Origin of the sequence: Neptuniibacter sp. 2_MG-2023 (assembly GCF_030547495.1) — a bacterium.
GTDB lineage: Bacteria > Pseudomonadota > Gammaproteobacteria > Pseudomonadales > Balneatricaceae > Neptuniibacter.
Map to the genome: position 1 here is coordinate 72690 of NZ_JAUOQC010000002.1, position 23198 is coordinate 95887.

Annotated in this window: 22 protein-coding genes and 1 tRNA gene; 15 read left to right on the plus strand and 8 right to left on the minus strand. The window is 41.9% G+C overall.

Annotated elements, in window-relative coordinates; translation table 11 throughout:
• Window positions 1-17 precede the first annotated feature (17 nt).
• From Q4486_RS02845 to Q4486_RS02855, 3 genes are read right to left on the minus strand one after another with little or no spacing between them, the layout of a single operon-like run.
• Window positions 18-428, minus strand: a complete 411-nt coding sequence (locus Q4486_RS02845) for a hypothetical protein (RefSeq protein WP_303415505.1) — start codon at window positions 426-428, stop codon at window positions 18-20.
• Window positions 428-1066 (minus strand): O-methyltransferase, encoded by a 639-nt coding sequence (locus Q4486_RS02850; RefSeq protein WP_303518192.1) that lies wholly within the window; start codon window positions 1064-1066, stop codon window positions 428-430. The genes Q4486_RS02845 and Q4486_RS02850 overlap by 1 nt, the downstream gene beginning before the upstream one ends.
• Before the next feature lie 15 nt (window positions 1067-1081).
• Window positions 1082-1414 carry a hypothetical protein gene (locus Q4486_RS02855; protein ID WP_303415503.1) on the minus strand — a complete coding sequence of 111 codons (333 nt, stop codon included), beginning with the start codon at window positions 1412-1414 and terminating at the stop codon, window positions 1082-1084.
• Window positions 1415-1555: 141 nt separating this feature from the next.
• Here Q4486_RS02855 and Q4486_RS02860 point away from each other — a divergent pair, with 141 nt between their 5' ends.
• The 6 genes from Q4486_RS02860 to Q4486_RS02885 all read left to right on the plus strand — a co-directional run bounded on the left by Q4486_RS02860 (window position 1556) and on the right by Q4486_RS02885 (window position 7741).
• Window positions 1556-1951 (plus strand): hypothetical protein, encoded by a 396-nt coding sequence (locus tag Q4486_RS02860; RefSeq protein ID WP_303518195.1) that lies wholly within the window; start codon window positions 1556-1558, stop codon window positions 1949-1951.
• Window positions 1952-1955: 4 nt separating this feature from the next.
• On the plus strand, window positions 1956-3443 hold the full coding sequence (rmuC, locus tag Q4486_RS02865; RefSeq protein WP_303518199.1) for a DNA recombination protein RmuC: 1488 nt from the start codon (window positions 1956-1958) through the stop codon (window positions 3441-3443).
• Complete coding sequence (locus Q4486_RS02870) at window positions 3443-4078, plus strand: gamma-glutamylcyclotransferase (protein WP_303518201.1); 636 nt, start codon at window positions 3443-3445, stop codon at window positions 4076-4078. Before rmuC ends, Q4486_RS02870 begins: the two co-directional genes overlap by 1 nt.
• A gap of 703 nt (window positions 4079-4781) precedes the next feature.
• Window positions 4782-6023: a cell division protein FtsA gene (gene ftsA / locus Q4486_RS02875; RefSeq protein WP_303415499.1), complete on the plus strand. Its 1242-nt coding sequence runs from the start codon at window positions 4782-4784 to the stop codon at window positions 6021-6023.
• A gap of 80 nt (window positions 6024-6103) precedes the next feature.
• Window positions 6104-7327 carry a cell division protein FtsZ gene (gene ftsZ, locus Q4486_RS02880; RefSeq protein WP_303415498.1) on the plus strand — a complete coding sequence of 408 codons (1224 nt, stop codon included), beginning with the start codon at window positions 6104-6106 and terminating at the stop codon, window positions 7325-7327.
• A gap of 326 nt (window positions 7328-7653) precedes the next feature.
• Window positions 7654-7741 (plus strand) — tRNA-Ser (locus tag Q4486_RS02885).
• 75 nt (window positions 7742-7816) lie between these two features.
• Here the strand turns inward: Q4486_RS02885 and Q4486_RS02890 are convergent.
• Window positions 7817-8407, minus strand: coding sequence for a 2-hydroxychromene-2-carboxylate isomerase (locus Q4486_RS02890; RefSeq protein ID WP_303518203.1), 591 nt, complete (start codon window positions 8405-8407; stop codon window positions 7817-7819).
• 164 nt (window positions 8408-8571) lie between these two features.
• Between Q4486_RS02890 and Q4486_RS02895 the strand changes: the two genes are divergently transcribed.
• The gene (locus tag Q4486_RS02895) at window positions 8572-9321 is read left to right on the plus strand and encodes an AraC family transcriptional regulator (protein ID WP_303415496.1); all 750 of its coding nucleotides are present in this window, start codon (window positions 8572-8574) and stop codon (window positions 9319-9321) included.
• 81 nt (window positions 9322-9402) lie between these two features.
• Window positions 9403-10278 (plus strand): AEC family transporter, encoded by an 876-nt coding sequence (locus Q4486_RS02900; RefSeq protein WP_303518206.1) that lies wholly within the window; start codon window positions 9403-9405, stop codon window positions 10276-10278.
• Window positions 10279-10359: 81 nt separating this feature from the next.
• Here the strand turns inward: Q4486_RS02900 and yghU are convergent, their stop codons facing one another.
• The 3 genes from yghU to Q4486_RS02915 all read right to left on the minus strand — a co-directional run bounded on the left by yghU (window position 10360) and on the right by Q4486_RS02915 (window position 12563).
• A complete protein-coding gene (yghU, locus tag Q4486_RS02905) occupies window positions 10360-11226 on the minus strand; it encodes a glutathione-dependent disulfide-bond oxidoreductase (RefSeq protein WP_303518209.1) in 867 nt (288 codons plus the stop codon).
• 40 nt (window positions 11227-11266) lie between these two features.
• Window positions 11267-11941: a haloacid dehalogenase type II gene (locus Q4486_RS02910; protein WP_303415493.1), complete on the minus strand. Its 675-nt coding sequence runs from the start codon at window positions 11939-11941 to the stop codon at window positions 11267-11269.
• 82 nt (window positions 11942-12023) lie between these two features.
• Complete coding sequence (locus tag Q4486_RS02915; protein ID WP_303415492.1) at window positions 12024-12563, minus strand: carboxymuconolactone decarboxylase family protein; 540 nt, start codon at window positions 12561-12563, stop codon at window positions 12024-12026.
• A 161-nt stretch (window positions 12564-12724) separates the two neighbouring features.
• Between Q4486_RS02915 and Q4486_RS02920 the strand changes: the two genes are divergently transcribed.
• The 3 genes from Q4486_RS02920 (at window position 12725) to Q4486_RS02930 (ending at window position 16470) form a co-directional block, all read left to right on the plus strand.
• Window positions 12725-13306: a TetR/AcrR family transcriptional regulator gene (locus Q4486_RS02920; RefSeq protein WP_303415491.1), complete on the plus strand. Its 582-nt coding sequence runs from the start codon at window positions 12725-12727 to the stop codon at window positions 13304-13306.
• A gap of 234 nt (window positions 13307-13540) precedes the next feature.
• Window positions 13541-14503, plus strand: a complete 963-nt coding sequence (locus tag Q4486_RS02925; protein WP_303415490.1) for an ABC transporter substrate-binding protein — start codon at window positions 13541-13543, stop codon at window positions 14501-14503.
• Window positions 14504-14574: 71 nt separating this feature from the next.
• Window positions 14575-16470, plus strand: a complete 1896-nt coding sequence (locus tag Q4486_RS02930) for a diguanylate cyclase (RefSeq protein WP_303518211.1) — start codon at window positions 14575-14577, stop codon at window positions 16468-16470.
• A gap of 27 nt (window positions 16471-16497) precedes the next feature.
• Here the strand turns inward: Q4486_RS02930 and Q4486_RS02935 are convergent, their stop codons facing one another.
• The gene (locus Q4486_RS02935) at window positions 16498-17457 is read right to left on the minus strand and encodes a ketopantoate reductase family protein (protein WP_303518214.1); all 960 of its coding nucleotides are present in this window, start codon (window positions 17455-17457) and stop codon (window positions 16498-16500) included.
• A 467-nt stretch (window positions 17458-17924) separates the two neighbouring features.
• Between Q4486_RS02935 and Q4486_RS02940 the strand changes: the two genes are divergently transcribed.
• Genes Q4486_RS02940 through ptsP form a run of 4 tightly spaced genes read left to right on the plus strand, consistent with a single transcriptional unit; the run spans window position 17925 to window position 23193 of the window.
• Window positions 17925-19277, plus strand: coding sequence for a magnesium transporter (locus tag Q4486_RS02940; RefSeq protein WP_303415487.1), 1353 nt, complete (start codon window positions 17925-17927; stop codon window positions 19275-19277).
• A gap of 11 nt (window positions 19278-19288) precedes the next feature.
• Window positions 19289-20086: a hypothetical protein gene (locus Q4486_RS02945; protein ID WP_303518217.1), complete on the plus strand. Its 798-nt coding sequence runs from the start codon at window positions 19289-19291 to the stop codon at window positions 20084-20086.
• Between the two features lie 3 nt (window positions 20087-20089).
• Window positions 20090-20938 (plus strand): mechanosensitive ion channel family protein, encoded by an 849-nt coding sequence (locus Q4486_RS02950; RefSeq protein WP_303415485.1) that lies wholly within the window; start codon window positions 20090-20092, stop codon window positions 20936-20938.
• 23 nt (window positions 20939-20961) lie between these two features.
• Entirely contained in the window at window positions 20962-23193 is a 2232-nt protein-coding gene (gene ptsP / locus Q4486_RS02955) for a phosphoenolpyruvate--protein phosphotransferase (RefSeq protein WP_303415484.1), read from the plus strand.
• Window positions 23194-23198 lie beyond the last annotated feature (5 nt).

Sequence of the window (23198 nt, forward strand, 5' to 3'; positions counted from 1 at the left end):
TTTTATTAAAAGAGTTATTAGGCTGATTCGAGTTCTAAATCGTACAGTCTTTCGACTGCATCTTTTAGGTGGAATATAATATCGGTGTATTGATCGCTATCATTCTCGATATCAATGTCGCCGAGTCTATCAGCGGTTTCTTCTAATGATTCACCACGGTTATCGATTCCCTTGTCACCCAATAGCCAATACATTAGGCCGTAGATCTCTTTAACTGAACCTACTTGATCTAAGTCTTCAATGATTTCATCACGTAGTTTAATTAAGAGTGGCATTAAAGGGGCGCTGTTGTCAGTTTCTAAATAGAGATCTAAAAGTTCAGCGGCGGTTGAGATCGCATAATCTTCTGAGTTGATCATGGTGAGACCCCCGTCTATTTTTTCTAGAGAGGGGATATCGGTTTGATAGCTTTTAATTAAATACGACATTAGCGAATTTTCCTCACCACATTCATTCCATCTCTTACGGTAAGGAATAGGTTTTCAACATTAGGGTCTGTGGCAATCTCTTTGTTTAGATCAACCAGTACATCATCTATATCTGATTCGGGTTGTAATACCTTACCTGACCACAGCATATTGTCTAAAACAATAAGTCCGCCTGGGCGAGTCATTTCTAGCACTTTATGGTAGTAATTTAGGTAGTTACGTTTATCGGCATCAATAAAGGTAAAGTCTAACTGAATGTCGAGAGTCTCTATAGTTTCCAGCGCTTTACCAAATATAACTTCAATTTTATGACCGTGAGGGCTGCGGTCAAAAAAGGTCTGTGCAAACTCTATGGCACGTGGATTGGTTTCACAGCAGATTATTTTGCCATCTTCAGGCATACCCTCAGCAATTGAGAGTGCTGAGTAACCGGTAAACATGCCAATCTCTAATACATTTTTTGGCTGGTGGAGCTGAGCTAATAATTTAAGTGTACGCCCCACTAGACGGCCCGATAGCTTTTGCGGCCAACCCATATTTTTATTAGTTTCATCAATTAACTCCTGTAAAAGCTCAGGTTCAGGAGTTGTACTTTGAAAGGCATAATCTTCAACGGCTTCGTTTACCAGAAATTCCACGTATATCTTCTCTGTCTATGGCTTTTCAGCCCTTAATATCACTTTACTGGCCCAGACATTTAGCAGGGGACTGCCGTCAACAGGGCTCAATTCAAATTGGCAGATAATAATATCACTTTCTGGGCACTGCTTGATAATGGCTTTTGCATTGGCAGGGGCTGGGCGGCAGCCTGTTTTTGGCGGCGTTCCTACAGCATACAGAGACCAGTGCAGAAGTTGCTTATATTGATCGAGGGTATCGCAGACGGTATAGCTGTCATCAATAACGCGATAGGCGGGAGTAGACTCAGAATATATGGGCAGTGGTAGCAAGAGAAAAAGCCATAAGAGCCTGCTTGCTTTTAGCATAAAAGTTCCTCTAGAGCATTAATTGGCGTATTCATTATAGAGCGCTGAGTGGTAGAAAGCCTGATCGATTTTTACATTTATGGCTTGTGCTTTTGTATCCGTACAAACAGTCAGTTAACAGCTATAGATAAAAGCCTTACAATGCGGTCTGATTTATTACTTTTATGGAGTACCGGCGTGCCTATTATTGATCCACTGATTATTTTCTTAGTGACAGGAGTTGTTTCTATGTCTGCTGCATTGAGTGCAGGGGCGTTAAATAAACTGTCTGAAGAGGAGAAACCCCCGTTTGCGAGTACGCGTAACGGTATGGTGACTATTGTTATGTTGGGCAATATTGCAGCCCTAACTCTTGTTTTCTCTGCTGCTTACGGATTTATCAATTTGGAATGGTGGATCGCATTACTTTGTGTCTTTATCTCCTTCCCTGTTGTTCATGTCATAGTGATTCAACAGATGTTTGGTGAATTTAAGGCATTAATGTTGACCTCGCCTTTAGTTATTCTTTCTATCCCTGTTTTATATTTATATTGGTAATTTAATGATGCCATCGCTAACACAGCTTGATGTAGGAAGTTTGTTAATAGGTACTGTAGCTGGGTTGGTTGTGGCGTTTGTTGTTGCCAAATTAATGTTTTCTTCGTTGCGCCGTCAATTGAGTGAGCGTAATGATCAGTTAGAACAAACGCTTCTGCAAGCTCAAGGGGCACTAGAAATTGAGCGACAGGAGCATATTCAGCTTAAATCTGAGTTTCAGCAACTGAATGAACGTTATCATGGCTTGGATATGCAGCGGGCTCGGTTAGAGGAGCGTTTGGCCTATATAGAACCTTTGCTAGACAACTTAGTGACAGAAAAAAACAAATTAGAAAAAAAGTTGGAACAAACTGTTTTCCAGTTATCAGATCGTTGTGAAGTGGTTGCGGAGTTGGAAACGCGTTTAGATGCAGAAAGAGAGGCGCAAGCAGAGAAACTAGCGACATTAGAAAAAGCGCGCGAGCAGTTAAAGCAAGAATTTCAAAATCTGGCCAACCGTATTTTTGATGAAAAAGCCCAGCGTTTTTCTGAGACGAGTAAAGAAAACTTAGGCCATCTCTTAACCCCCTTACGTGAGCAGCTTGGCGATTTTAAGCGCCGTGTCGAAGATGTGTACGATAAAGAAACGAAAGACAGACAAGCCTTATACACACAAATTAGCCAGCTGAAACAGCTTAATCAGCAGATGAGTGAAGATGCGGTTAACCTTACGAATGCCTTAAAAGGCGAGAGTAAGACCCAAGGGAACTGGGGTGAAGTCATCTTAGAGAGAGTCCTAGAAGAGTCCGGCTTACGCAAAGGGAGTGAGTTCGAGTTACAGGTAAATGCATCACAGGAGGGTAAGCGCTACCAGCCAGATGCAATTATCCATCTACCTGATGGTAAAGATGTGATTGTGGATTCTAAAGTCTCTTTAACTGCTTACGAGCAGTATTGCTCTGCCGATACATCTAAAGGTGAGAATGGCGCAAGGCAGCGTTTTTTAAGGGAGCACCTTCTGTCGATACGGGGCCATATTAAAGGCTTGAGTGATAAGGCTTACCAAACGCTAGAAGGTGTTCGCTCCCTTGATTTTGTACTGCTGTTTGTTCCTATCGAAGGCGCGTTTCTATTGGCTTTAGAGAAAGAACCGAATCTTTTTAAAGAAGCTTTTGACCGAAATATCATGTTAGTTAGTCCATCCACATTGATGGTTACGCTACGTACAATTCATAATATTTGGCGTTATGAGCATCAAAATCAAAATGCGAAAGAGATCGCACAGCGGGGTGGAGAGCTGCACGATAAGTTTGTCGGCTTTGTTGAATCTATTGACGATATAGGGCGTAACCTTCATAAAACTCAACAGGCTTTTGATACAGCTCATAAACGTCTTAGCAGTGGGCGAGGTAATTTAGTGAATCAAGTGGCTATGTTGCAAAAGCTGGGAGCTGAAGGGAAGAAAAAACTCAGTTCCGATCTATTGGCGCGGGCATCAGAAACGGATCAGTAATGAAATCAATCATTGGTTACGGCTCGCTCTTGTCTGAAGGCTCTGCTCGGGAAACGGTACCGAGTCTAGAAAACTTTCGCATTGTGGAAGTATCAGGTTATAAACGAGTTTTTAATAAGGTTGGGGTGGTTTTCTTTAGCCGCCACAATGCCACGGCGGATTCACAAGAGATTGCTTGCTGTTCTACGCTTGAAGCTAGGGATTCAACGATCATCTGTTCACAGTTTGAATGTAGTGATGATGCTTATCATGCGCTCTATGAGCGAGAGCATCGTTATGATTGGTTAGAAGTCGATACGTTTCATCCCGAAGAGGGAGTGTCGAGAGGCTTTATGTGCACGACCAATACAGATACTGCATATAGGCAAACTAAATGCGCCTCTGAGCAGGAATATTATGAGCGTGTCGGCCAATACTACAGTGGCCAATTATGGCGTAATGACATTTTGCCTTTCCCCCGTTATTTAGCTTTCTGCTTGCAAGCTGCTGAGGGGCAAGGTGCCGAAGTGCTCGATAACTTTTTAGACTCTTCCTTTCTTGCGGATGGGAATACCTCCATAAGAGCCTACCTGAAAGAAGCGCCCCATCTTGAAAACTGGCGCGAAATGGATACGGGTTATAGTTACCGTCGTTAAGTGCTGTCCTTGTAGTAGATCTTAGTTCTCTTCGTCTTGATGGCTACGGCATAAGAGTGAGCTATTTCTATTGTGTTGGCGGGACTCGCCTTGTGCTTCTAGAGCTGAACGAGTGTGTATTGGGCTAACTCAGATCCTTTTTACCTGCGTTACTGTGATGGAATGCTCCGACCTATTGCCTGAAAAAGTGGTGTTTTTATCGGCAAACTGAAACTGATTCATAGTTAAAAACCGGAATTAAAATTTAATTTAAGCGTCCTTCAATTTTTTAAAAAATAATCAAAACCTAATTTTGATAATTACGCGAATATTCAATATTTAAATTTGATATTTACGTGAATAATCAAATTTAGATTTTGATCTCTACTAGATTATTCAAAAATTGATTTTGATTTGTTGTTAAAATATCAATATTAAATTTTGATTTTTAATATATTTTTAACCTGTTGAATAAGCAGTGTATATTTATTGTACGATTTTGTTTTATCTGTTTAGATTGCGCTAGTGTTTTGAAATATTTGAACTTTTTTCCTAATATATATTTTTGTTTGGCCGATAAGTAAAATAGAGTGAATTTATTGCGATGCTTTATAGATATAAAATAAAGAGTCAAAATATAAAAAAATTCATCGAAAATAGGTTGGTTTATTAATGGTAATAAGTGAAAATAAGGCAGCCTATAATTAATGTACGGCGTGTGAATATGGTAGCTAACTCAAATATGATTGTTGCACTCGATATTGGTACCTCCAAAGTGGTTTGTTTGGTTGGGGAAGTTAATGTCGACAGTACAATTGATATTGTTGGAATTGGATCCCATCCCTCAAAAGGTCTTAAAAAGGGGGTGGTGGTCAATATCGAGTCCACGGTGAGCTCTATTCAGCGTGCGGTCGAAGAAGCTGAATTGATGGCTGGCTGTAAAATCCATTCTGTTGCTGTTGGGATTGCGGGTAATCATATTAGTAGTTTGAACTCACATGGCATTGTTGCTGTGAGAGATGGTGAAGTAACCGAGTTTGATCTAGAGCGGGTAATTGATGCCGCACGGGCTGTTGCTATTCCTGCCGATCAAAAAATTCTACATATATTGCCACAAGAGTATGAGATCGATAGTTCAGAGGGTATTCGTGAGCCTTTAGGCATGTCCGGTGTACGTTTGGAAGCCAAAGTTCACTTAGTAACGGGTTCTGTCAATGCCGCTCAAAATATAGAGAAGTGCGTCCGCCGTTGTGGTCTGGAAGTGGACAATGTTGTTTTAGAACAGTTGGCATCTAGTTACTCCGTATTGACGGAAGACGAAAAAGAACTAGGTGTATGCATGGTAGATATTGGTGGCGGTACTTCTGATATCGCCATTTTTACGGGTGGTTCTATACGTCATACGGCAGTGATTCCGATTGCAGGGGATCAAGTTACTAATGATATTGCAATGGCGTTGCGCACGCCTATGCAGCATGCAGAAGATATAAAAATTAAGTACGCCTGTGCATTGGCTCAGTTAGCCGCACCGGATGAAATGATTAATGTTCCAGGTGTAGGTGATCGTCCGGCACGGACTTTATCTCGTCAATCATTAGCTGAAGTTGTAGAGCCTCGCTACGAAGAATTATTCAATATGATTCAAGCTGAGCTTCGACGCAGTGGTTTCGAAGAGTTAGTGGCTGCGGGCATTGTGTTGACGGGAGGCACATCCAAGATGGAGGGTGCTGTTGAATTGGCTGAAGAGATCTTTCATATGCCGGTTCGCTTAGCGTCTCCTCAAGGTACGCGAGGAATGGAAGATATTTTAGGTAATCCTGTTTATGCAACAAGTATGGGGTTACTGCAGTACGCCTATGATGATCAAGGCGGAGAGTCTGGCGCTCAATTAGCTGAGGTAGAAGTGATTGAGCAGCAAGCGAGTATGTTGAATAAAATGAAAACATGGTTTCAAGGTAATTTTTGAAACCCTGTTTATTAAACGGATGAATCATTAAATAAACGCTAAGTAATTAAAATAAGCGTAAAAACTGGAAGGAGATCGGTATGTTTGAGTTAGCGGATAATATTCCTCAAAGCGCCGTAATTAAAGTAATTGGTATTGGTGGTGGCGGCGGTAACGCTGTACAGCACATGGTTAATTCTGAAGTTGATGGTGTTGAGTTCATCTGTGCAAACACGGATGCGCAAGCATTAGATAACATGCACTCGAAAACAGTTATTCAGATCGGTGGTGAGTTGACCAAAGGTTTGGGTGCGGGTGCAAACCCTGAAGTAGGTCGTCATGCAGCGATTGAAGATCGTGAACGTATCGGCGAAATGCTTGAAGGGGCCGATATGGTTTTTATCACTGCCGGTATGGGTGGCGGTACAGGTACAGGTGCTGCACCTATTATTGCTGAAGTGGCCAAAGAGATGGGAATCTTAACGGTCGCTGTTGTGACAAAACCTTTTTCTTTTGAAGGCCGTAAACGCCTTAAAATTGCTGATGAAGGGATTAATGAGCTTAAAGAGAATGTAGATTCTCTTATCATTATTCCAAATGAAAAATTACTGCCAGTGCTAGGTAAAAATACTAGCCTGCTTAATGCCTTCAATACGTGTAATGATGTTTTGAAAGGTGCTGTACAAGGTATCGCTGATCTTATTATCCGTCCGGGTATGATCAACGTCGACTTTGCAGATGTCCGTACCGTTATGTCTGAAATGGGCATGGCGATGATGGGTAGCGGTAGTGGCCGTGGTGAAGATCGTGCAACAGAAGCGACTGAAGCTGCGATTAAAAGCCCCTTGCTTGAAGATGTGGACCTGAAGGGGGCGAGTGGTATTTTGGTTAATATCACCGCGGGTCTTGATCTTAGTTTGGGTGAGTTCTCAGAAGTGGGTAATATTGTTGAAGAATACGCTTCTGAGAACGCTACTATCGTTGTCGGTACAGTAATTGATCCAGAGTTGACTGATGAATTAACAGTCACTGTTGTTGCAACAGGTCTTGGACGTGCAGGCCAGCAACAGGTGGATGTGGTTAATACAGGTACTGGACGTGCTTCCGCTGTAGCTGCTGCTTCAGGCGCTGTTTCTGATTTTGATCAGCTGGAACTACCTGCGGTTATGCGTTCAGCACGCAAAGATAGCGCTCAAAGACAGAAAGCAGAACCGATTGAAATACATAGAGAGATAGAACAGGAACAGCCTGTTCTGCAAAAGACAGGTACGGATGACATGGAGTTCTTAGATATTCCAGCATTCTTACGTCGTCAAGCGGACTAAGTTAATTAAGTCTACTTGATAGTTTTATACCTTCCAGGTATTACTTTGGCCCAGTTTTAAGCTGGGCTTTTTTTCTTCTCCTGTTAGTTAGCACTCCTCTTTTAATTTAATCCTCCAGTGACTTTAGAAAATATGATCGTTGTATCTAGGCATTAATCGATTTATTTTCTCTTTTCTTGCACCGTCTAATCCGTTTATTTTGCGACAAATACCCGAAGATCAAATGATCACTGAATTTTTCCGTTAAATACCTTGCGGATAGGGGAGTCTATGTTACAATTCGCGCCGCGTTGATGAGCAGCTTTATGCCGCACTCAATGCAGGATGGTCAGGTGTCCGAGTGGCCGAAGGAGCACGCCTGGAAAGCGTGTATACCGCAAGGTATCGAGGGTTCGAATCCCTCCCTGACCGCCATCTATTAAAACGAAAAAGCCTTGCTTAGCGCAGGGCTTTTTTGTGTCTAGCTCGTGGCGTTCGCTTTGGCTTCTCTTACTGTTTCAAAGTTTCTTCAAGTAGTTCCAATCGATCTTGTCCCCAGAACTGTTCGCCATTAAGTAGATAAGAGGGAGCGCCTAACACACCGGCGTTAATGGCGTCATTGGTGTTGCTTGTGTAGATCTCTTCAATGGCTTGGGATTGTGCGCTAGCGAGTAGTACATCCGCATCAATATTGTGTGCCTTGAGTATCTCTCTGAGGGTGCTTTCATCGGCAATGTCTTTTTCGTGTTCCCAGCAGGCGGCTAAAATCTGGCCAATGACTGCTCCGGCTTCTGCCCCTGAGGCTTGAAGCGCAATAATGCACTTGTCAGCTAAAACGGGGCTGGTTGGGAAAAAGCTTGGCTGCTTGTTGATCGGCAGGCCACGTTTCTTCGCCCAACGTCCAAGTTCAATTAAGCGGTAGTCTAGTCTGCTTTTTGGGCGTTGCGGTAAGGGCGTTGCGCCGGATTCAGCAAACACTTCACCTAGTTTGACGGGTTTGAAATTTACTTGTGCGCCAGCTTCTTTGGCTATCTTTAAAAAATGAGAATGACCTAGATAGGTAAAAGGTGAAATACTGGTGAAGTAGTAGTCGATTTCCATGCTGCAATATTCCTAAGGCTAAGTTGATTCGTGAGTCATATTGGTTATTTATCACAACTTCAGTGATTAGATTTATATAATAATGGATAAATTGTCTTGAAAAGTCTCTTTTGTATGACTTATAGTCCGGTATTGTTTGGCTTTTAGTAGGTATTAAATCCTCAATGAGTAAACCGGATCGCCTTTCTGCATTGATATCTCGCTTTGATTTAAGGGCAGATATTGTTAACGATTTAAGCGCTGCGAATCTATTTCTATTCGGCTGTGTTGAAAGCGGGGAGATTAGGCGTATAGAGTTTTGGCCTCTCAAGTCAGAAGTGGTTCACTCGACTAGGGATGAGCTGATTGTTGCAGCGTCAATTGATATGGGGGGCGAGGCGAACCCTCTTGTGCAGGCTCTACCTAAGAAGATCGTTTTAGCTGTTGATCAAGCGCGTTCAATTCAAGACCTTAGTCAGCTAATATTGAGTGAGATTGTTGAGGCGCGTTGTGGCCGTGCAACGACTATCCAGCGTTTGTTTGAGGTCTTGGTCGTTATTTTATTAAGGCATGCGATTCAATCAGATATTGAGAAAACGGGGCTGATTGCTGGTTTGGCGGATGACCGGATTTGTAAGGCGATTGTGGCTATTCATGAGCGTCCTGAATTTGAATGGCATATCGAAGATCTTGCTGATATTGCTGGATTATCTAGAAGCCAATTTATGGAGTGTTTTAAAACCTGTGTTGGTCAGAATCCAGCTCAGTATCTTCGGGAGTGGCGCTTAGCTTTAGTGCGTAAAGATCTGGAAAGGGGTGAGCGTGTTAAGGCGGTTGCTTCCCGTTATGGCTACAGAAGTCAGGAAGCGCTTAGTCGAGCTTTTAGTAAGCACTTTCACTGTACGCCTTCGCAATACCGATTGCAGGCACGTTGAGTTTTAGTTGCGCTAAGGCTGTTAGATATTATTCTTAACGGCTTAAATTTAATTTGTTAAAACGTCTTAGGTTGTAGATTTATGTTTTCAGAAATTTTTTCCATTCTAGCGCCCGTCTTTGTCTGTGTAGCTATTGGCTATGGTTGGTCGAAGAGTGGTAAAGATTTTGATACCGGATTGGTGACATCTATAGTCACTTATTTTGGCACCCCTAGTTTAGTCTTTTATGCTTTAGCAACAGTGGAGTTGGAAATATCTCATTTATGGAAAATGGGCCTCTCTGCGCTTATTGCCAATCTTTCTTTTGTTGTGATTGGGGGGACTATCCTTGCCCTTCTTAAGCTACCCCATCGTGCCTTTCTGCAAGCGTTGAGCTGGCCTAATGTGGGTAATGTCGGTCTACCTCTTTGTCTGTTAGCTTTTGGTGATGAAGGGCTAGCCCTAGCGATAGCTTTCTTTACAGTCTATGTCGTGTTGCAGTTAACGGTGGGGGTTGCGTTTGTCTCTGGAAAATTTACCTTAATGTCGTTGCTAAAAATGCCGATTATTCCAGCGACCTTACTAGCCTCTTTGTTTCTCTTTACCGGTTTAACTGTACCTAAGTGGTTATTCAATACGACTAAGTTGATTGGTGATCTAACAATACCTTTGATGTTGTTTACGCTGGGGGTTTCCCTTGCCAGTCTTAAAATTAGAGGCCTGAAAACGGCCTTTGGCTTGTCTTTTTTAAGATTAGGAATGGGCGTTGGTGTTGGACTAGGTATTGTCTGGGGAATGGGGCTAAGTGGCGCCGCTGCAGGCGTAGTTATTCTACAGTGCTCTCTGCCTGCTGCTGTCTTTAGTTATCTGTTTGCGCAGCTCTATGATCAAAGGCCACAAGAGGTGGCTGGGTTGGTTATTGTATCGACCTTTATGGGCTTTGCTTCACTGCCAATGTTACTTTGGTATGTGCTGTAAAAATCCTCTACCTATATAGATAGAGGATTTAGTGGAGGTTTTGTGCCCCCGGTGTCTGTGATGGGGCTGACTGCACCTTAACTACACCTTAGGTTTTAGCTTTAAAACTTGGTCGATGTCAGAGGCGTTATACCGATTGGCTAGATTTTCCCAAGGCTCTCCCCAGGTTCTATTGACGATTCGACCCCGTTGAACGGCGGGACGTTGTGAAATCTCTTCAGCCCAGCGTTTTACATGTTGGTAGCTATCTACCTCGAGAAATTCCCCCGCATCATATTGCTTGCCGAGTACAAGATTACCGTACCAAGGCCAAATGGCTATATCTGCAATGGTATAGCTGTCTCCTGCGATAAACTTGTTGTCCGCTAGTTGCTTGTCGAGCAGGTCGAGTTGACGCTTAACTTCCATAGTGAAACGGTTGATAGGGTATTCAAACTTTTCTGGCGCATAAGCGTAAAAGTGACCGAATCCGCCGCCAAGGTAAGGGGCTGAACCTTGTAACCAGAAAAGCCAATTAAGTACTTCTGTACGCTCTGTTACATTCTTGGATAGCAGCTTGCCAAATTTCTCTGCGAGGTATAACAGAATCGCTCCAGATTCGAACACTCTAGTGGAAGAGTTGCTTTCTGAGTGATCCATTAATGCAGGGATTTTTGAGTTAGGGTTTACGGCGACAAAGCCAGAGGAAAACTGATCCCCTTCACCAATATTGATTAGGTGAGCATCATATTCTGCATCGCTGACGCCTAAAGCTAATAGCTCTTCAAGCATGATGGTCACTTTCTGGCCGTTGGGTGTAGCTATTGAGTAAAGCTGAAAAGGGTGCTCGCCTATGGGGAGTTCTGCAGAATGTGTAGCGCCAGACACAGGGCGATTGACTTTAGCCCAAGTTCCGCCGCTTTCTTCATCAAACTGCCAAACTTTTGGTGGCGTATATGTATTTGTCATATTAATTTTACTGAGGAGTTATGAAGCATTATTTTTTAAATTAAGCGTCTATTTCTTCGCTTAACTCGACTAAATCTTTGACGATTAGGTCAGGTTCAATATCCCAAGGGTCAAAGATCTTTCCTGCGTCTCGTTTTATCCACGCGGCTTTTAAGCCAGCAGCTTTCCCGCCAATCACATCCCAAGGATTGCTAGACACCATCCAGCTATTTTCTGTGTTGGCTTGGGTACGTTTCATTAAATATTGATAGACCTGAGGATTCGGTTTATAGGTATTTAGGTCATCTACGCTGATAACATGGTCTAAAAGGGGTAATACGGATGCATTGTTAAGCAGTTTGCGAACAGCGATTTCCGGGCCATTGGAAAAAGCAGATAACAGGTGTTTTTTTTCCTGCAGTTTAATTAGGCCGGGAATAACATCATCAAAGGCTTTAAGGTTTGCAAACTCGCTTACTAAATGGCGTTGCTCATCTTCAGTTAATGCGATATTAAAGGTGGCCATGCAGTAGCGTAATGCTTGTAACGTACAAACACTAAAGTCTTCGTACTGTTGCATTAAAGCACGACGGAAGGCGTACTCTACTTTCTTATCATGCCATAGCTGACCAAAGGCTTTTGCCTTAGTGCCGATGAGTTGCTCTAAGTGTTGGCCCATATCAACAGGGTCAACAAGGGTTCCATAAACATCAAAACCGATTGATTGTTGTATCATGCCTGTCCCACCTTTTAAGAGCATTCCACAGACTGCTTTTGTGAAATACTCTGAATGAATCGACTAGGTTTAATTATCGCTGTTAAACAAAGGCTTTGAACATTTCGTCAACGGGTGTTTTAGCGATATGGTTAGTGTAGTTGCTGATAACTTTCTGTGATAAGCCGAGCAGGATGCCAAGGATGTGCTTTTGCTCATAACCCGCAGTATAGAATTTTTCTAGCTCTTCAGTAGTTAAGTGGCCGCGGTTACGTAGGATTGAAAGCGTGGTTTCATGGAGTACTTGCAGTTTATCTGTAGGCATTTTTGTCTGATTTCTTAATGCTTGATCTACTGCAGGATCAACTTTCATCATATCAGCAATCATGCTGTGGGCAGGAACACAATATGCGCAATCATGTTCTACATTAATGGTTTGCCAAACGACAGTTAGTTCTGCTGCATCAAAAGCTGTTTGTTGAAATAGGTCATGTAAACGTTGGTAAGCTTCGAGTGTTGCTGGATCTTCACCAAGAACTGCATGTAAGTTGGGAATCATGCCAAAGTTTTTTAATGATGTTTCATAAAGAGCTTTGCTGCCTTCAGGCGCGGATTCCATGGTGTGCAGAGTAAAGGTTTTCATATGATCTCCAGAAAAGGTACTCATTAAAAAATAGTGCGTAATTGCATTTATTTTTTTGTGGTTAAAGTTATTGAACGATTGTTCATTTTTCTAGCTTAGCTGGACTTGAATGAATGTTCAAGTTAAAATTTGAACAAATGTTCAGCTGGTGATGAAAGACGATGGTTAATCAAATAAAGCATGATAGGGAAGTGGTGATTCAGAAAGCTACTAACTTATTTTGGGAAAAAGGCTTTCATGCCACATCTATGCGGAATCTACAGGATCATATAGATATGCGACCTGGCAGTATCTATGCCGCTTTTGGTAGTAAAGAGGGTTTGTTTAAAGAGGCGTTAAAGTGCTATACAGATGCTAATATTCGACATATGCAAAAGTGCCAAGAGCAAACCTCCTCACCACTAGAAGCACTTAAGTTGTTTATTAGATCGATTGTTAAGCGGCAGCAAGATGATGCACCCAGTGAAGTGTGTATGTTGGTTAAAACTGTGTCAGAGCTTACTGAAGATAATGCTGAGCTTTTAGCTGAATCTAAACGTCTGTTAAATATGATGGAGGATGGTCTGGAAGCTGTGATTATTTGTGCTCAGGACGCAGGTGAGATTAGTTCCTCAAGCGATACTCGTCGTTTGGCACAGTTTTTACAGATTCAATTGATAGGGCTTCGCGCCTATATACGGACAAATAAAGATAATCCGTGTATCGATCAGTTAATAGAAGATACCTTTCTGCGTTTGCATTAAATTCGCCAGCATCTTGCGATCTGATTTTTTTGTACAGAATTCTGCTCATTAGCCTTATTCCTGTTTATCTGTCGGTTTTTATAGTCCTCCTCTCGAAGTAGGTGTAGATTTGGCCGTTTTTGTATAGGTTAATTTTATTTATGTGATAAGGGTCATGATTAAGTCAGACTTATGGCTGTTTTTTATGTTTCATTAATCTACACTTATCCTACTTGTTCTCGTTAAGTGATAAATATGCAAAAACGGAATTTTCTACAGGGACTATTTACTGCTTGTTTTATCTTTTTGCTCACGTTACTTAATGGTTGTTCTAGTTCTAAAGATCCATTGGTTGTTGCTACTCATGTTTGGCCCGGTTATACGTTTATGTATCTCGCTGATCAATTGGGCTGGGTGGATACTGCACAGATAAGGTTTCAAGATACTTATTCTGCCAGTGAGTCACTGGAATTAATCAAAGAAGGTAAAGTCGAAGCTGCGACTTTAACGTTTGATGAAGTGATACGAGCTAGGTCAGAAGGGATCGAACTCACAGTTGTTGCTATCTTAGATATATCGGCTGGCGCGGATCAAGTTATTTCGCGTACAAGGTTATCTAAACTCTCCGATATAAAAGGTAAACGCATTGGTGTTGAAACCTCAGCAGTAGGTGCGGTTGTATTAAGCCATCTATTAGATCAAGCCGGGCTCACTAAAGATGATATTACCGTTGTGGATATCACTATAGATGATCAAGAGACTGCTTGGCTGGATGGAAAAGTTGATTGCGTTATCACTTACGAACCTGTGGCCAGAAAGTTAATTATGGCGGGCGGGTTTAAACTCTTTGATAGCCGATCAATGCCGGAAATAATTTTAGATGTTTTGGCGGTAAAAACAGAAGCTTTACATAAGCGAAAGCAAATTACCCATCTGATTGATGCACATTTTAGGGCGCTGCGTCATTTTGATGTACAGCGAGAAGATGCTCTATACCGTATGGCTCCTCGTTTAGGAATGGAGCCGGATTTAATTCCTTTTTTGTTCGAAGGCTTACTTCTACCCAACCGATCGAATAACCAGCGCTTAATGAAAGGAACCCCATCAGAACTCGATCGAGTAGGCGGGGAGATAGTACAGGTTATGACGCAATCAGCCTTGATTAAGGAACCTGTGAATATTAAGAACCTTGTTGATCCGAGCTTTGTTAGCCTATGAAAAATAGATTATCGAGGTGCTTATTAGGATTCTGTATAGCTGTTTGTTGCTATAGTCCTGGATTGTCAGCAATGGTTTCCGATGAAATTACTATTGGTGTGCTTGCTGTTAGAGATAAAGCAGTTATTAACCAGCGGTGGGATTCACTGGCCAACCTTTTAAATAGTAAGAACCCAAACTATTCATTTAAGATCAAAGCTTTTTATTTTGATGAATTAGAGCGGGCAGTATCAAATCGCAGTGTCGCTTATGTATTGGCGAACCCCAGTTTTTATATGTACCTGCAAGAGCGTTATGGGCTTTCCTCTCCTATTTTGACTATGGTAAATAAAACAGGGGAGCAGTTTATTAAATCCTTTGGTGGCGTTATTTTCACTAAAGCGGATAACGCTTCAATCACCAATCTAGAGAGTTTACAGAATAAAAAAGTGGCTATTGTTAGCTCTTTTTCTTTGGGCGGATATCAGATGCAAGCCTTTGCATTGGAGAGTCAGCTCGAAGGTTTGCATGATAGTCTCGAACTCGTTGAATTAGGTATGCCCCATGATCAAGTTGTAAAAAAAGTTCTGTCGGGTGATGTGGATGCAGGGTTTGTGAGAACGGGAGTGTTAGAGCAGATGGTCACGGAAGGAGATCTGTTACTCGAGCAAGTTAAGATCGTTAATCAGCAGTCTTTAATGTCGTTCCCTTTACTATCATCAACAACGCTTTATCCTGAATGGCCTTTTGCTGCATTACCTTATACTGATAATGAGGTAACAAAATATGTAGTTGCAGAGTTGCTGAAGCTAACGCCAGATGATGCGTACTCGGTAGCTATGAATATCGGTGGTTTTGATATACCTGCGAACTATTCGAGCATCACTCATCTATTGCGTACACAGCGTTTCCCGCCTTTTGATCATGATTTACCTATCTCCCTGTTAGATGTTTGGGAGCAGTACAAGTTGTCTATAGTACTGGCTATTGCCTTACTCTTTTCATTAATTATGGGCTATCTCTTTTTATTGCGTAGTAACCAAAAATTGGCGGATATACAAAATGAGTTAGCTATTGAGCGAAGCATGTTAGAAGAAATGATTTGGGCTACGCATGTCGGTACGTGGACTTGGAACTTTGAAACTGAGCAGGTGCAATTTAATGATCGCTGGGCTGATCTGCTCGGTTATACATTAGCAGAGTTAATGCCCGTTACCTTTGATACGTGGCGTAGTTTAGTTCATCCCGATGATTTACCACTTGTGGAAACTGCTTTGCAAAATCATTTAGATGGCGTGACTGCCTACTATCAGCATGAATTAAGGATGAAGCATAAAAGCGGCAAGTGGGTTTGGGTCTTAACGCAGGGTAAAGTGGTGGAGAGAGATAAAGCAGGAACCCCATTAAGGGTCTCTGGGATTCATCTAGATATTAATTCCCGTAAAAATTTGGAAGCCGAAAAAGATGCTCATCGGCAGCAGCTAGAAATTTTAGCGACTAAAGATAGCTTAACTCATTTATATAATCGCCGTAGCTTTGTAGAGTTTGGCGAGGCGCTTTTTGAGCAAGCTAAGAAAAGTAATCAGTCATTAAGCTTTTTAATGATTGATGCTGATTATTTTAAACGAATTAATGATCAATATGGACATCATGCAGGTGATCAAGTATTAAAAAGTATGGCCGCATTTCTAGAGAGAAATATACGCCAAGGTGATCTGTTAGCTCGTTTAGGTGGCGAAGAGTTTGGTATCTTGATGCCGAAGACTGAAAGAAATACAGCATTGATGATTGCGAACCGGATTTCAGAACTAGCAAAATTTGAAGTGGTTGATATAGAGGCTGAGAAACTTCATTTTAGTTTAAGCATTGGTGTGGCTGAGTTAGATGATGATATTCAGACTTTGAGCCAATTGATGGCCGAGGCAGATAGGGCGTTGTACGAAGTGAAAGCATCAGGTCGCGGGTTTGCTAAAGCTCTTACAAAGTGACGCCTATCTATAATCTGTTTGGATGCCTTAGTTATTTTCTATCTGAGCGAGCTTGTCGCATTTAATACGTAATAATGTATCAATGAGCTCTGTTGTCGTCGCAGGGGTTTTGAGTTTTAGGCAGCGCTCAATGACTGCGCCACTAATGGCATCCTGTTCTAAAGGCCTACCTTTTTCTAAATCGACCAGCATCGATGTTTTAATCGCATTAAAATTACTGATCAGTGTGAACATTTCATCCACATCTACTTTTGTTAGGGTCACATTGTCATAACTTGCTGCTTGAGCGGCTTCCTCCATCATTTTGTAAACGGTTCGGCCTAAATGAGGTTCTGATGTTATCTGTCGGGTATTTAATTCCGTTAGGGCAGATAGCGGATTAACACCGTTGTTGATTAGGAGTTTTCGCCAGAGCTCGCGACGGATGTCATCACTGACTTGAATATCAATATCAGCCGCACTAAACATTTCATATAGTGTGTTTAATAAAGCTGTATCTGTCGGCTTTTGAGTGTTCGGCCATTGCCCGAATATAATTTGCGCAATACCGTCAGCCTCTACTGTTCCCGGTTGGGTAATATGTCCACCTATTCTAACGGCTAAACCCCCTAGCGTTCTTTTTTGGCCAATAACGGCGGCTATTTGCGCTTCATTATCTACACCGTTTTGTAGGGATAGAATAGGGCAGCTGCCTTGTTTTAACCAAGAGGCCATTTCATCCATGACAGCTGCAGTGGCTGTGCTTTTAAGGCAGAGGATGATGAGATCGAAGTCATTGCATTGATATTTATCAGACCACTCTGCCTGACTTAGTGCATTCACAGGACCTTGGAAATTGATAGATGAATGCTGCAGTCTAAGTCCTTTAGTTTGCATTGCTTCCAGGTGTTCGCTTCGTGCAATAAAAGTAACCTGATGACCGGCGTTAAGTAGCTTTACTCCGTAGTAGCAACCAATTCCGCCTGCGCCCCAAATTGCAACTTTCATGAACTATCCTTAAAAATATGACTTGTGTTCTATGGTTAATCTCACTACTTAGCACACTGCACTGTGCTTATATTCAAGTGGTGAGGCTCTCATTTTCTTTATTTTACCGTCTGTTTTTTGATGTAACAGAGATAGAAGCTAGATCGGCATTATCCTGTAGATGGAGGGTATGGGCTAGCTTGAATGTAAAATTAAATTGTAGAGTCCATTGGTAATATATGTACAGTTAAACGCCCCTTTTAACATAGTTAAAGAGAATAATGGGTAATTTTTCGGTTATAAATTGAGTCATGAAATGAAAGCGAGTAATGTCAATATTAGAGCCGTTAACCTGCTGTTTTCTGTTCGTTATTTATCTATTGATCCTTTAGATAGAGTTACTTTTTAGATCGTAGGATTGTTTGATGAACAACAAAGTGTGCATATCTATGACTTCGTATCAATTATTTGATGTTTTAGGCTCTTGAATGAATGAAATAGAAAAAAAAGAAGATCTTGAAGGGTTTGTATCTCAACTTAATACCCCAGAAGAGAGCCCGTCCGTTGTTTTTGATAATGCGGTTGAGCAGCTAGTACCCACTGAAATCAGTTTATTACTGGAATCGCTACCTATTGAAAGCCGTTGTGCACGTTGGCAACAAGTTCCCGATGAGCAAAAAACTTCAGTGCTTTTGGGTATGCGTTATCAGGCGCGGGATTCTATTCTTTTAACACTAGATGAAAGCACTTTAGATCTTATTTTAAGGTCGTTAGATGCTGAGAGTCTGATTGAGTTATCAGATAACCTAACCGAAGAGCTGATTGAAAAAGCATTCGGTTATTTAGATTCCAAACAGAAAAGTTGGTATCAAGGTGCGGCGGAATTTGATGAAAAGCATATAGGTCGTTATGCCGATCATCATATAGTGACTATTCCGCCGAATGCAAAAACAAGAGATGCGATCAGAGCTTTAAAGAGAGGAACGACGGAACTTTTTGATCAGGTCTTTGTAGTTGATAAGCAGGGGCTGTTTCTAGGGGTTATCCCTGTCTCTGTACTGCTTAAAGAGAAAGATCCAATACGGATGGTGCGAGGGATGATTGAAACGGTGTCGAGTCCCGTGCTTGGGAGTGATCCATTAATGACCGCAGCCGAAACTTTAGAGCATTCGGGCGAATATTCCTTACCCATTGTTGATAATGATGGGCGGCTTGTGGGGTGTATTACACAAGCTATAGCTTTGTGGATTACAAGGGAGCATTTCGAATCACAATTTATGGCCAAAGTTGGTCTTAATGAATCTGCTGATCTATTTGTTCCTGTTTTTAAAGGGGCACGGCAACGCGCTGTTTGGTTAGGATTAAACTTACTAACAGCATTTTTAGCATCGTGGACTATAGGTTTATTTGAAGCAGTACTGAGCCAAGTGGTGGCCTTAGCTGTATTGATGCCGGTTGTTGCGTCTATGGGAGGGATTGCCGGTAGTCAGACATTGACACTTATTATTAGGGGGTTAGCGACTAAGCAGGTGACATTTAGAAATTCATGGTTATTGAGTAAGCAAGAGCTAGGTATCGCCTTGTTTAATGGCGTGGGTTGGGCGGTTGTTATTGGCTTGGTGACTTGGTATTGGTTTGATAGTGGCGTTATTGGCTTGGTTATAGGTATTGCTGTTATGGCAAATATTATGGTGGCGGCGCTATCGGGTGTTTATATTCCTTTGATTTTGGATAAATTAAAGTTTGATCCTGCTTTGTCAGGTGCTGTGGTGTTAACAACAGTAACCGATGTTGTAGGTTTTGTGACGTTCTTGGGGTTAGGAACTCTGTTGATTCTTTAGTTGGATAGAAAATGCATATAATTGATCAGCCTGCTCAGCAAGAATTAAATCTAGAAGAAAAGCAGTGGTATTCCATGGCGCTGGGAGATCTGACACTCTTTTTACAACAAAATGGCAATGAGCTTCTTACGGCAGTAAATTATCAAAGCAGAGATAAGCCAGCCTTACGTGAAGCCCTACGAAAAATAGACGACTTACCTCAAGAGGTTAAGGTCGGAGAACGTCTCTATAGTGGTCCAGAGGAGGAATCCGTTTATATCGAGCTACAACTAGCGGATAAACCTTATCAAGTGAATGCTGATACGCCCATTAAATTAGGCCCTAAAGGGCGGGTAGTGTTGTATGTTAGTACATCCTTATGGGTACAGTTAAAAACTATAGATACGCAAAAAGTGATGACGGAATACCCTGCAGTTATACCGCGTATGAGTTGGGTCGGTAGCAGTTCCATAGAAGGTGCGTTGTGTTACAGCACAAAAACTGCAGCACCGTCTGAATTAAGCCAAGTGAGCCGTAAAGAGCACCGTGCAATTACCGCGTTGGAAATTGTTAATGATAGTAGCCATTCCCCATTAACCATTCAGCGCTTATCACTACCTTTAAATATGTTGAGTCTGTTTTATTCAGAATCCGCAGGGTTCTGGACTGAATCGATTAGATTTCGAATGGATGCTGAAACGGGTGAAACCGTTATAGTTACGTCACAAAAACCACCGGATGAACTGGGTGGATGTGAAAAAATATCCACGGCTAGAGATTCAAAACAATCCAGTAGGCTTCGTACAGCTATGAAGTTGATAATGGGATAAATGATGCCTGAATTTTTACAAAGCGTTGCCCTTGTTTCTTGGTTTAGGGCCATACTGTTTATTGTTGTTGGTTTTATTATTGCCAAGCTAGCTTCACGTCTGTTTCGTAAGTTGAGCGATAATAAATTAAGTACCCATCACCAGCTATTGGGCAGTATGTTAATTTTTTATCTACTGTTTATGCTCTTTTTCCTATCAGGTTTAAAAGAGCTGGGCTTTAGCATGAGTGTGTTGCTGGGTGCGGCGGGGGTTTTATCTGTTGCTGTAGGTTTTGCATCACAAACATCAGCGTCTAATTTAATTAGTGGCTTGTTTTTGATCGCTGAAAAACCTTTTGAAGTGGGCGATGTCTTGACGTTGAATGAGTTTACGGGGGAGGTCATAGCGATTGACCTGCTGTCTATAAAGCTTAGAACTTTTGATAATGTAATGATTCGTGTGCCTAATGAAACATTAATTAAAACTACCTTTGTAAACCTTTCACGCTTTCCTATACGTCGTGTAGATCTTGTTATTGGTATTGCTTACAACGAAGATATAGAAGCGGCAAGAACTGTTTTACTTGAGGCTGCATTGCATCATCCTCGTGCATTGGTTAATCCAGATCCTTTCTGTATTGTAACTATGTTTAATGCTTCATCAGTGGATTTGCAACTGTCAGTGTGGGTAGTACGAGCCGAGCTAAAAGATGCGAAAAGTGAACTCTTAATCGCGTGTAAAAAGGCATTAGATACGGCAGGTATTGAGATACCTTTCCCTCATACCAGTGTTTATGTGGGAGAGCATACTAAGCCATTGCCGATCCAGTTAGTGCAAGCTGCTGAGCAACACAAAGAATCAAATACTAAGTAATTAGTTAATTTAAGGGATATCAGATGGATAATGTCGTATTCCAGATTTCCAAACTTATAAACCGGGTTAGTAATGAAGTCGACCCTGAAAAGCAGATCAAGCTGATTGTAGATTCCATTAGCGATCTCTTCTCTATCGATGTATGTAGTTTGTATCTGTTAAATGAAAAACGTGAACCGACGCTTTTTGCCACTCATGGTTTGAAAGCTGATCACCCTATCTCGCTTGGTGAGGGTAAAGGTCTGATTGGGCGAGTGATCACATCTAAACACTTAATTAACGTGGCCAATGCCTCTACAGAAAAAGGCTACGAATTTATACCGAGTACAGGCGAGCAAGCTTTTAAAAGTTACTGTGGCGTCCCTTTAGTAAGACAAGGTGAAAGTGTTGGTGGTTTAGTTGTACAAAACAGGCGAGCAGAAAAGCTGTCTGAAGATTATGAAGCACTTTTAGTCACGCTTGCCGCTCACTTAGCGGCAATTGTGCCTAATGTCATGCGTTTAAAAAAAGGCAGAAAACAATTAAATTTCCGCATTGAGGGTGTGAAAGGGGCTCCAGGTATTGCTGTGGCCCCGGTGTATACACTTTCCTCAGCGAGTTTAGATCAGATTCAGGCGGGTCAGTGTGATAATGTCGAAGCGGAATTAGCACGCTGGAAATCGCTTAAAGAGGAGGTTGTTCTTAGCTTAAATGAAGAGAAAGCTCTGTTAGGTCAGAGCTTAGGTGATGGCAGTATTTCCGGTATTTTTGATGCTTATCAAATGCTACTGCTAGATCCCGCTTTAAATGTGTTGATTGAGTCTGAAGTAACGTCCGGTGCTAATATTTTAACGGCACTGAAGCGCGCTCTGTATTCTTATGCCGATTCATTTAGGGCTATGGAAGATTCTTATTTAGCCGCGAGGGCTGATGATCTCCTCCATTTAGGTAATAAAATCCTCAATATTTATAACGGTCCTGTTGATAGTCATGTAAAAGATTTACCGAAAACGCCTATTATTTTATTGGGTTCTGATATCAGTGTGACTGATATAGCCACATTCCCAACCGGTATTGTTGCCGGTATTGTGTGTATGAACGGCTCCTATCTATCACATACGGCTGTGCTTGCTAATGCCTTGGGTATCCCCGCGGTGCTTGGGATTGGGCGAAATAACCATTTCGTTCAAGGGGAGCGAATTGTACTCGATGCGGATAACGCCTGTGTTATTCAGAATCCAAGTAAAGCTATCTGTAATGAGTATCGCAGAGCGGGTAAAAAGAACAGTAAAGAGGTTGAGCAACTCAAGCAGCTTAAAGAGTTACCAGCACAGACAGTAGATGGCGTGAAAATAAAGCTAATGGCTAACAGCGGCTTAGTTAATGATATTAAACCCAGTGTGGCGAGCGGTGCCGAAGGCATAGGTTTATATCGTACAGAAATACCTTTTATGACGTGCCAAGCGTTTCCTACGGAAGATGAGCAGATACAGATCTATTCGCAGATATTTGCCGCTTTTCCGTCAAACCCTATCTATATGCGTGTGCTTGATATAGGAGGAGATAAACAACTCCCATACTTCCCTATACAGGATGAGATGAACCCTGCCTTAGGCTGGAGAGGGATTCGTTTTGGATTGGATAATGCCCACCTTTTACTGACTCAAATTCGCTCAATGCTACTCTCAGCGGGAACGGAGGGGCAGTTAAATATATTGATACCTATGGTGTCTGCTAAAGAGCAAATTCAGTCCTTCAAAAAACTGGTTTGTAATGCTTTAGAGCAGCTGGAGGAGGAGGGCTTTAGCGTTAATCCACCCAAAGTCGGCTGTATGATTGAGGTGCCCGCGGCTATATCACAGATCCCTTTTTGGGCTGAAGAACTAGATTTTGTCTCAATTGGTTCCAATGATCTTAGTCAGTATCTACTCTCAGTGGACCGTAATAATGCGCGAGTGGCGAGTCTTTATGACCCCCTACATCCAGCCGTTGTACATGAGGTTAATCGAGCGGTTCAAAACGCTAGAGAAGCTGGTTTAGCTATTAGTTTGTGTGGGGAACTTGCTTCTGAACCTTTAGCTGTTGTGTTATTGGTTGGCATGGGGCTTTCAACGTTGAGTCTTGGTGCGGCTTATCTGCCTAAAATTAAAAAGCTTATTAGGATGATTGATAGTAAGGATGCGCATGCTGTTTTACAAAAAGCTCTTAAACTCCACACTACGCAAGAGATACGCGCGTGTGTTAAAGAGTATATGGAAACAATAGGTTGGGAGTAGGCTAG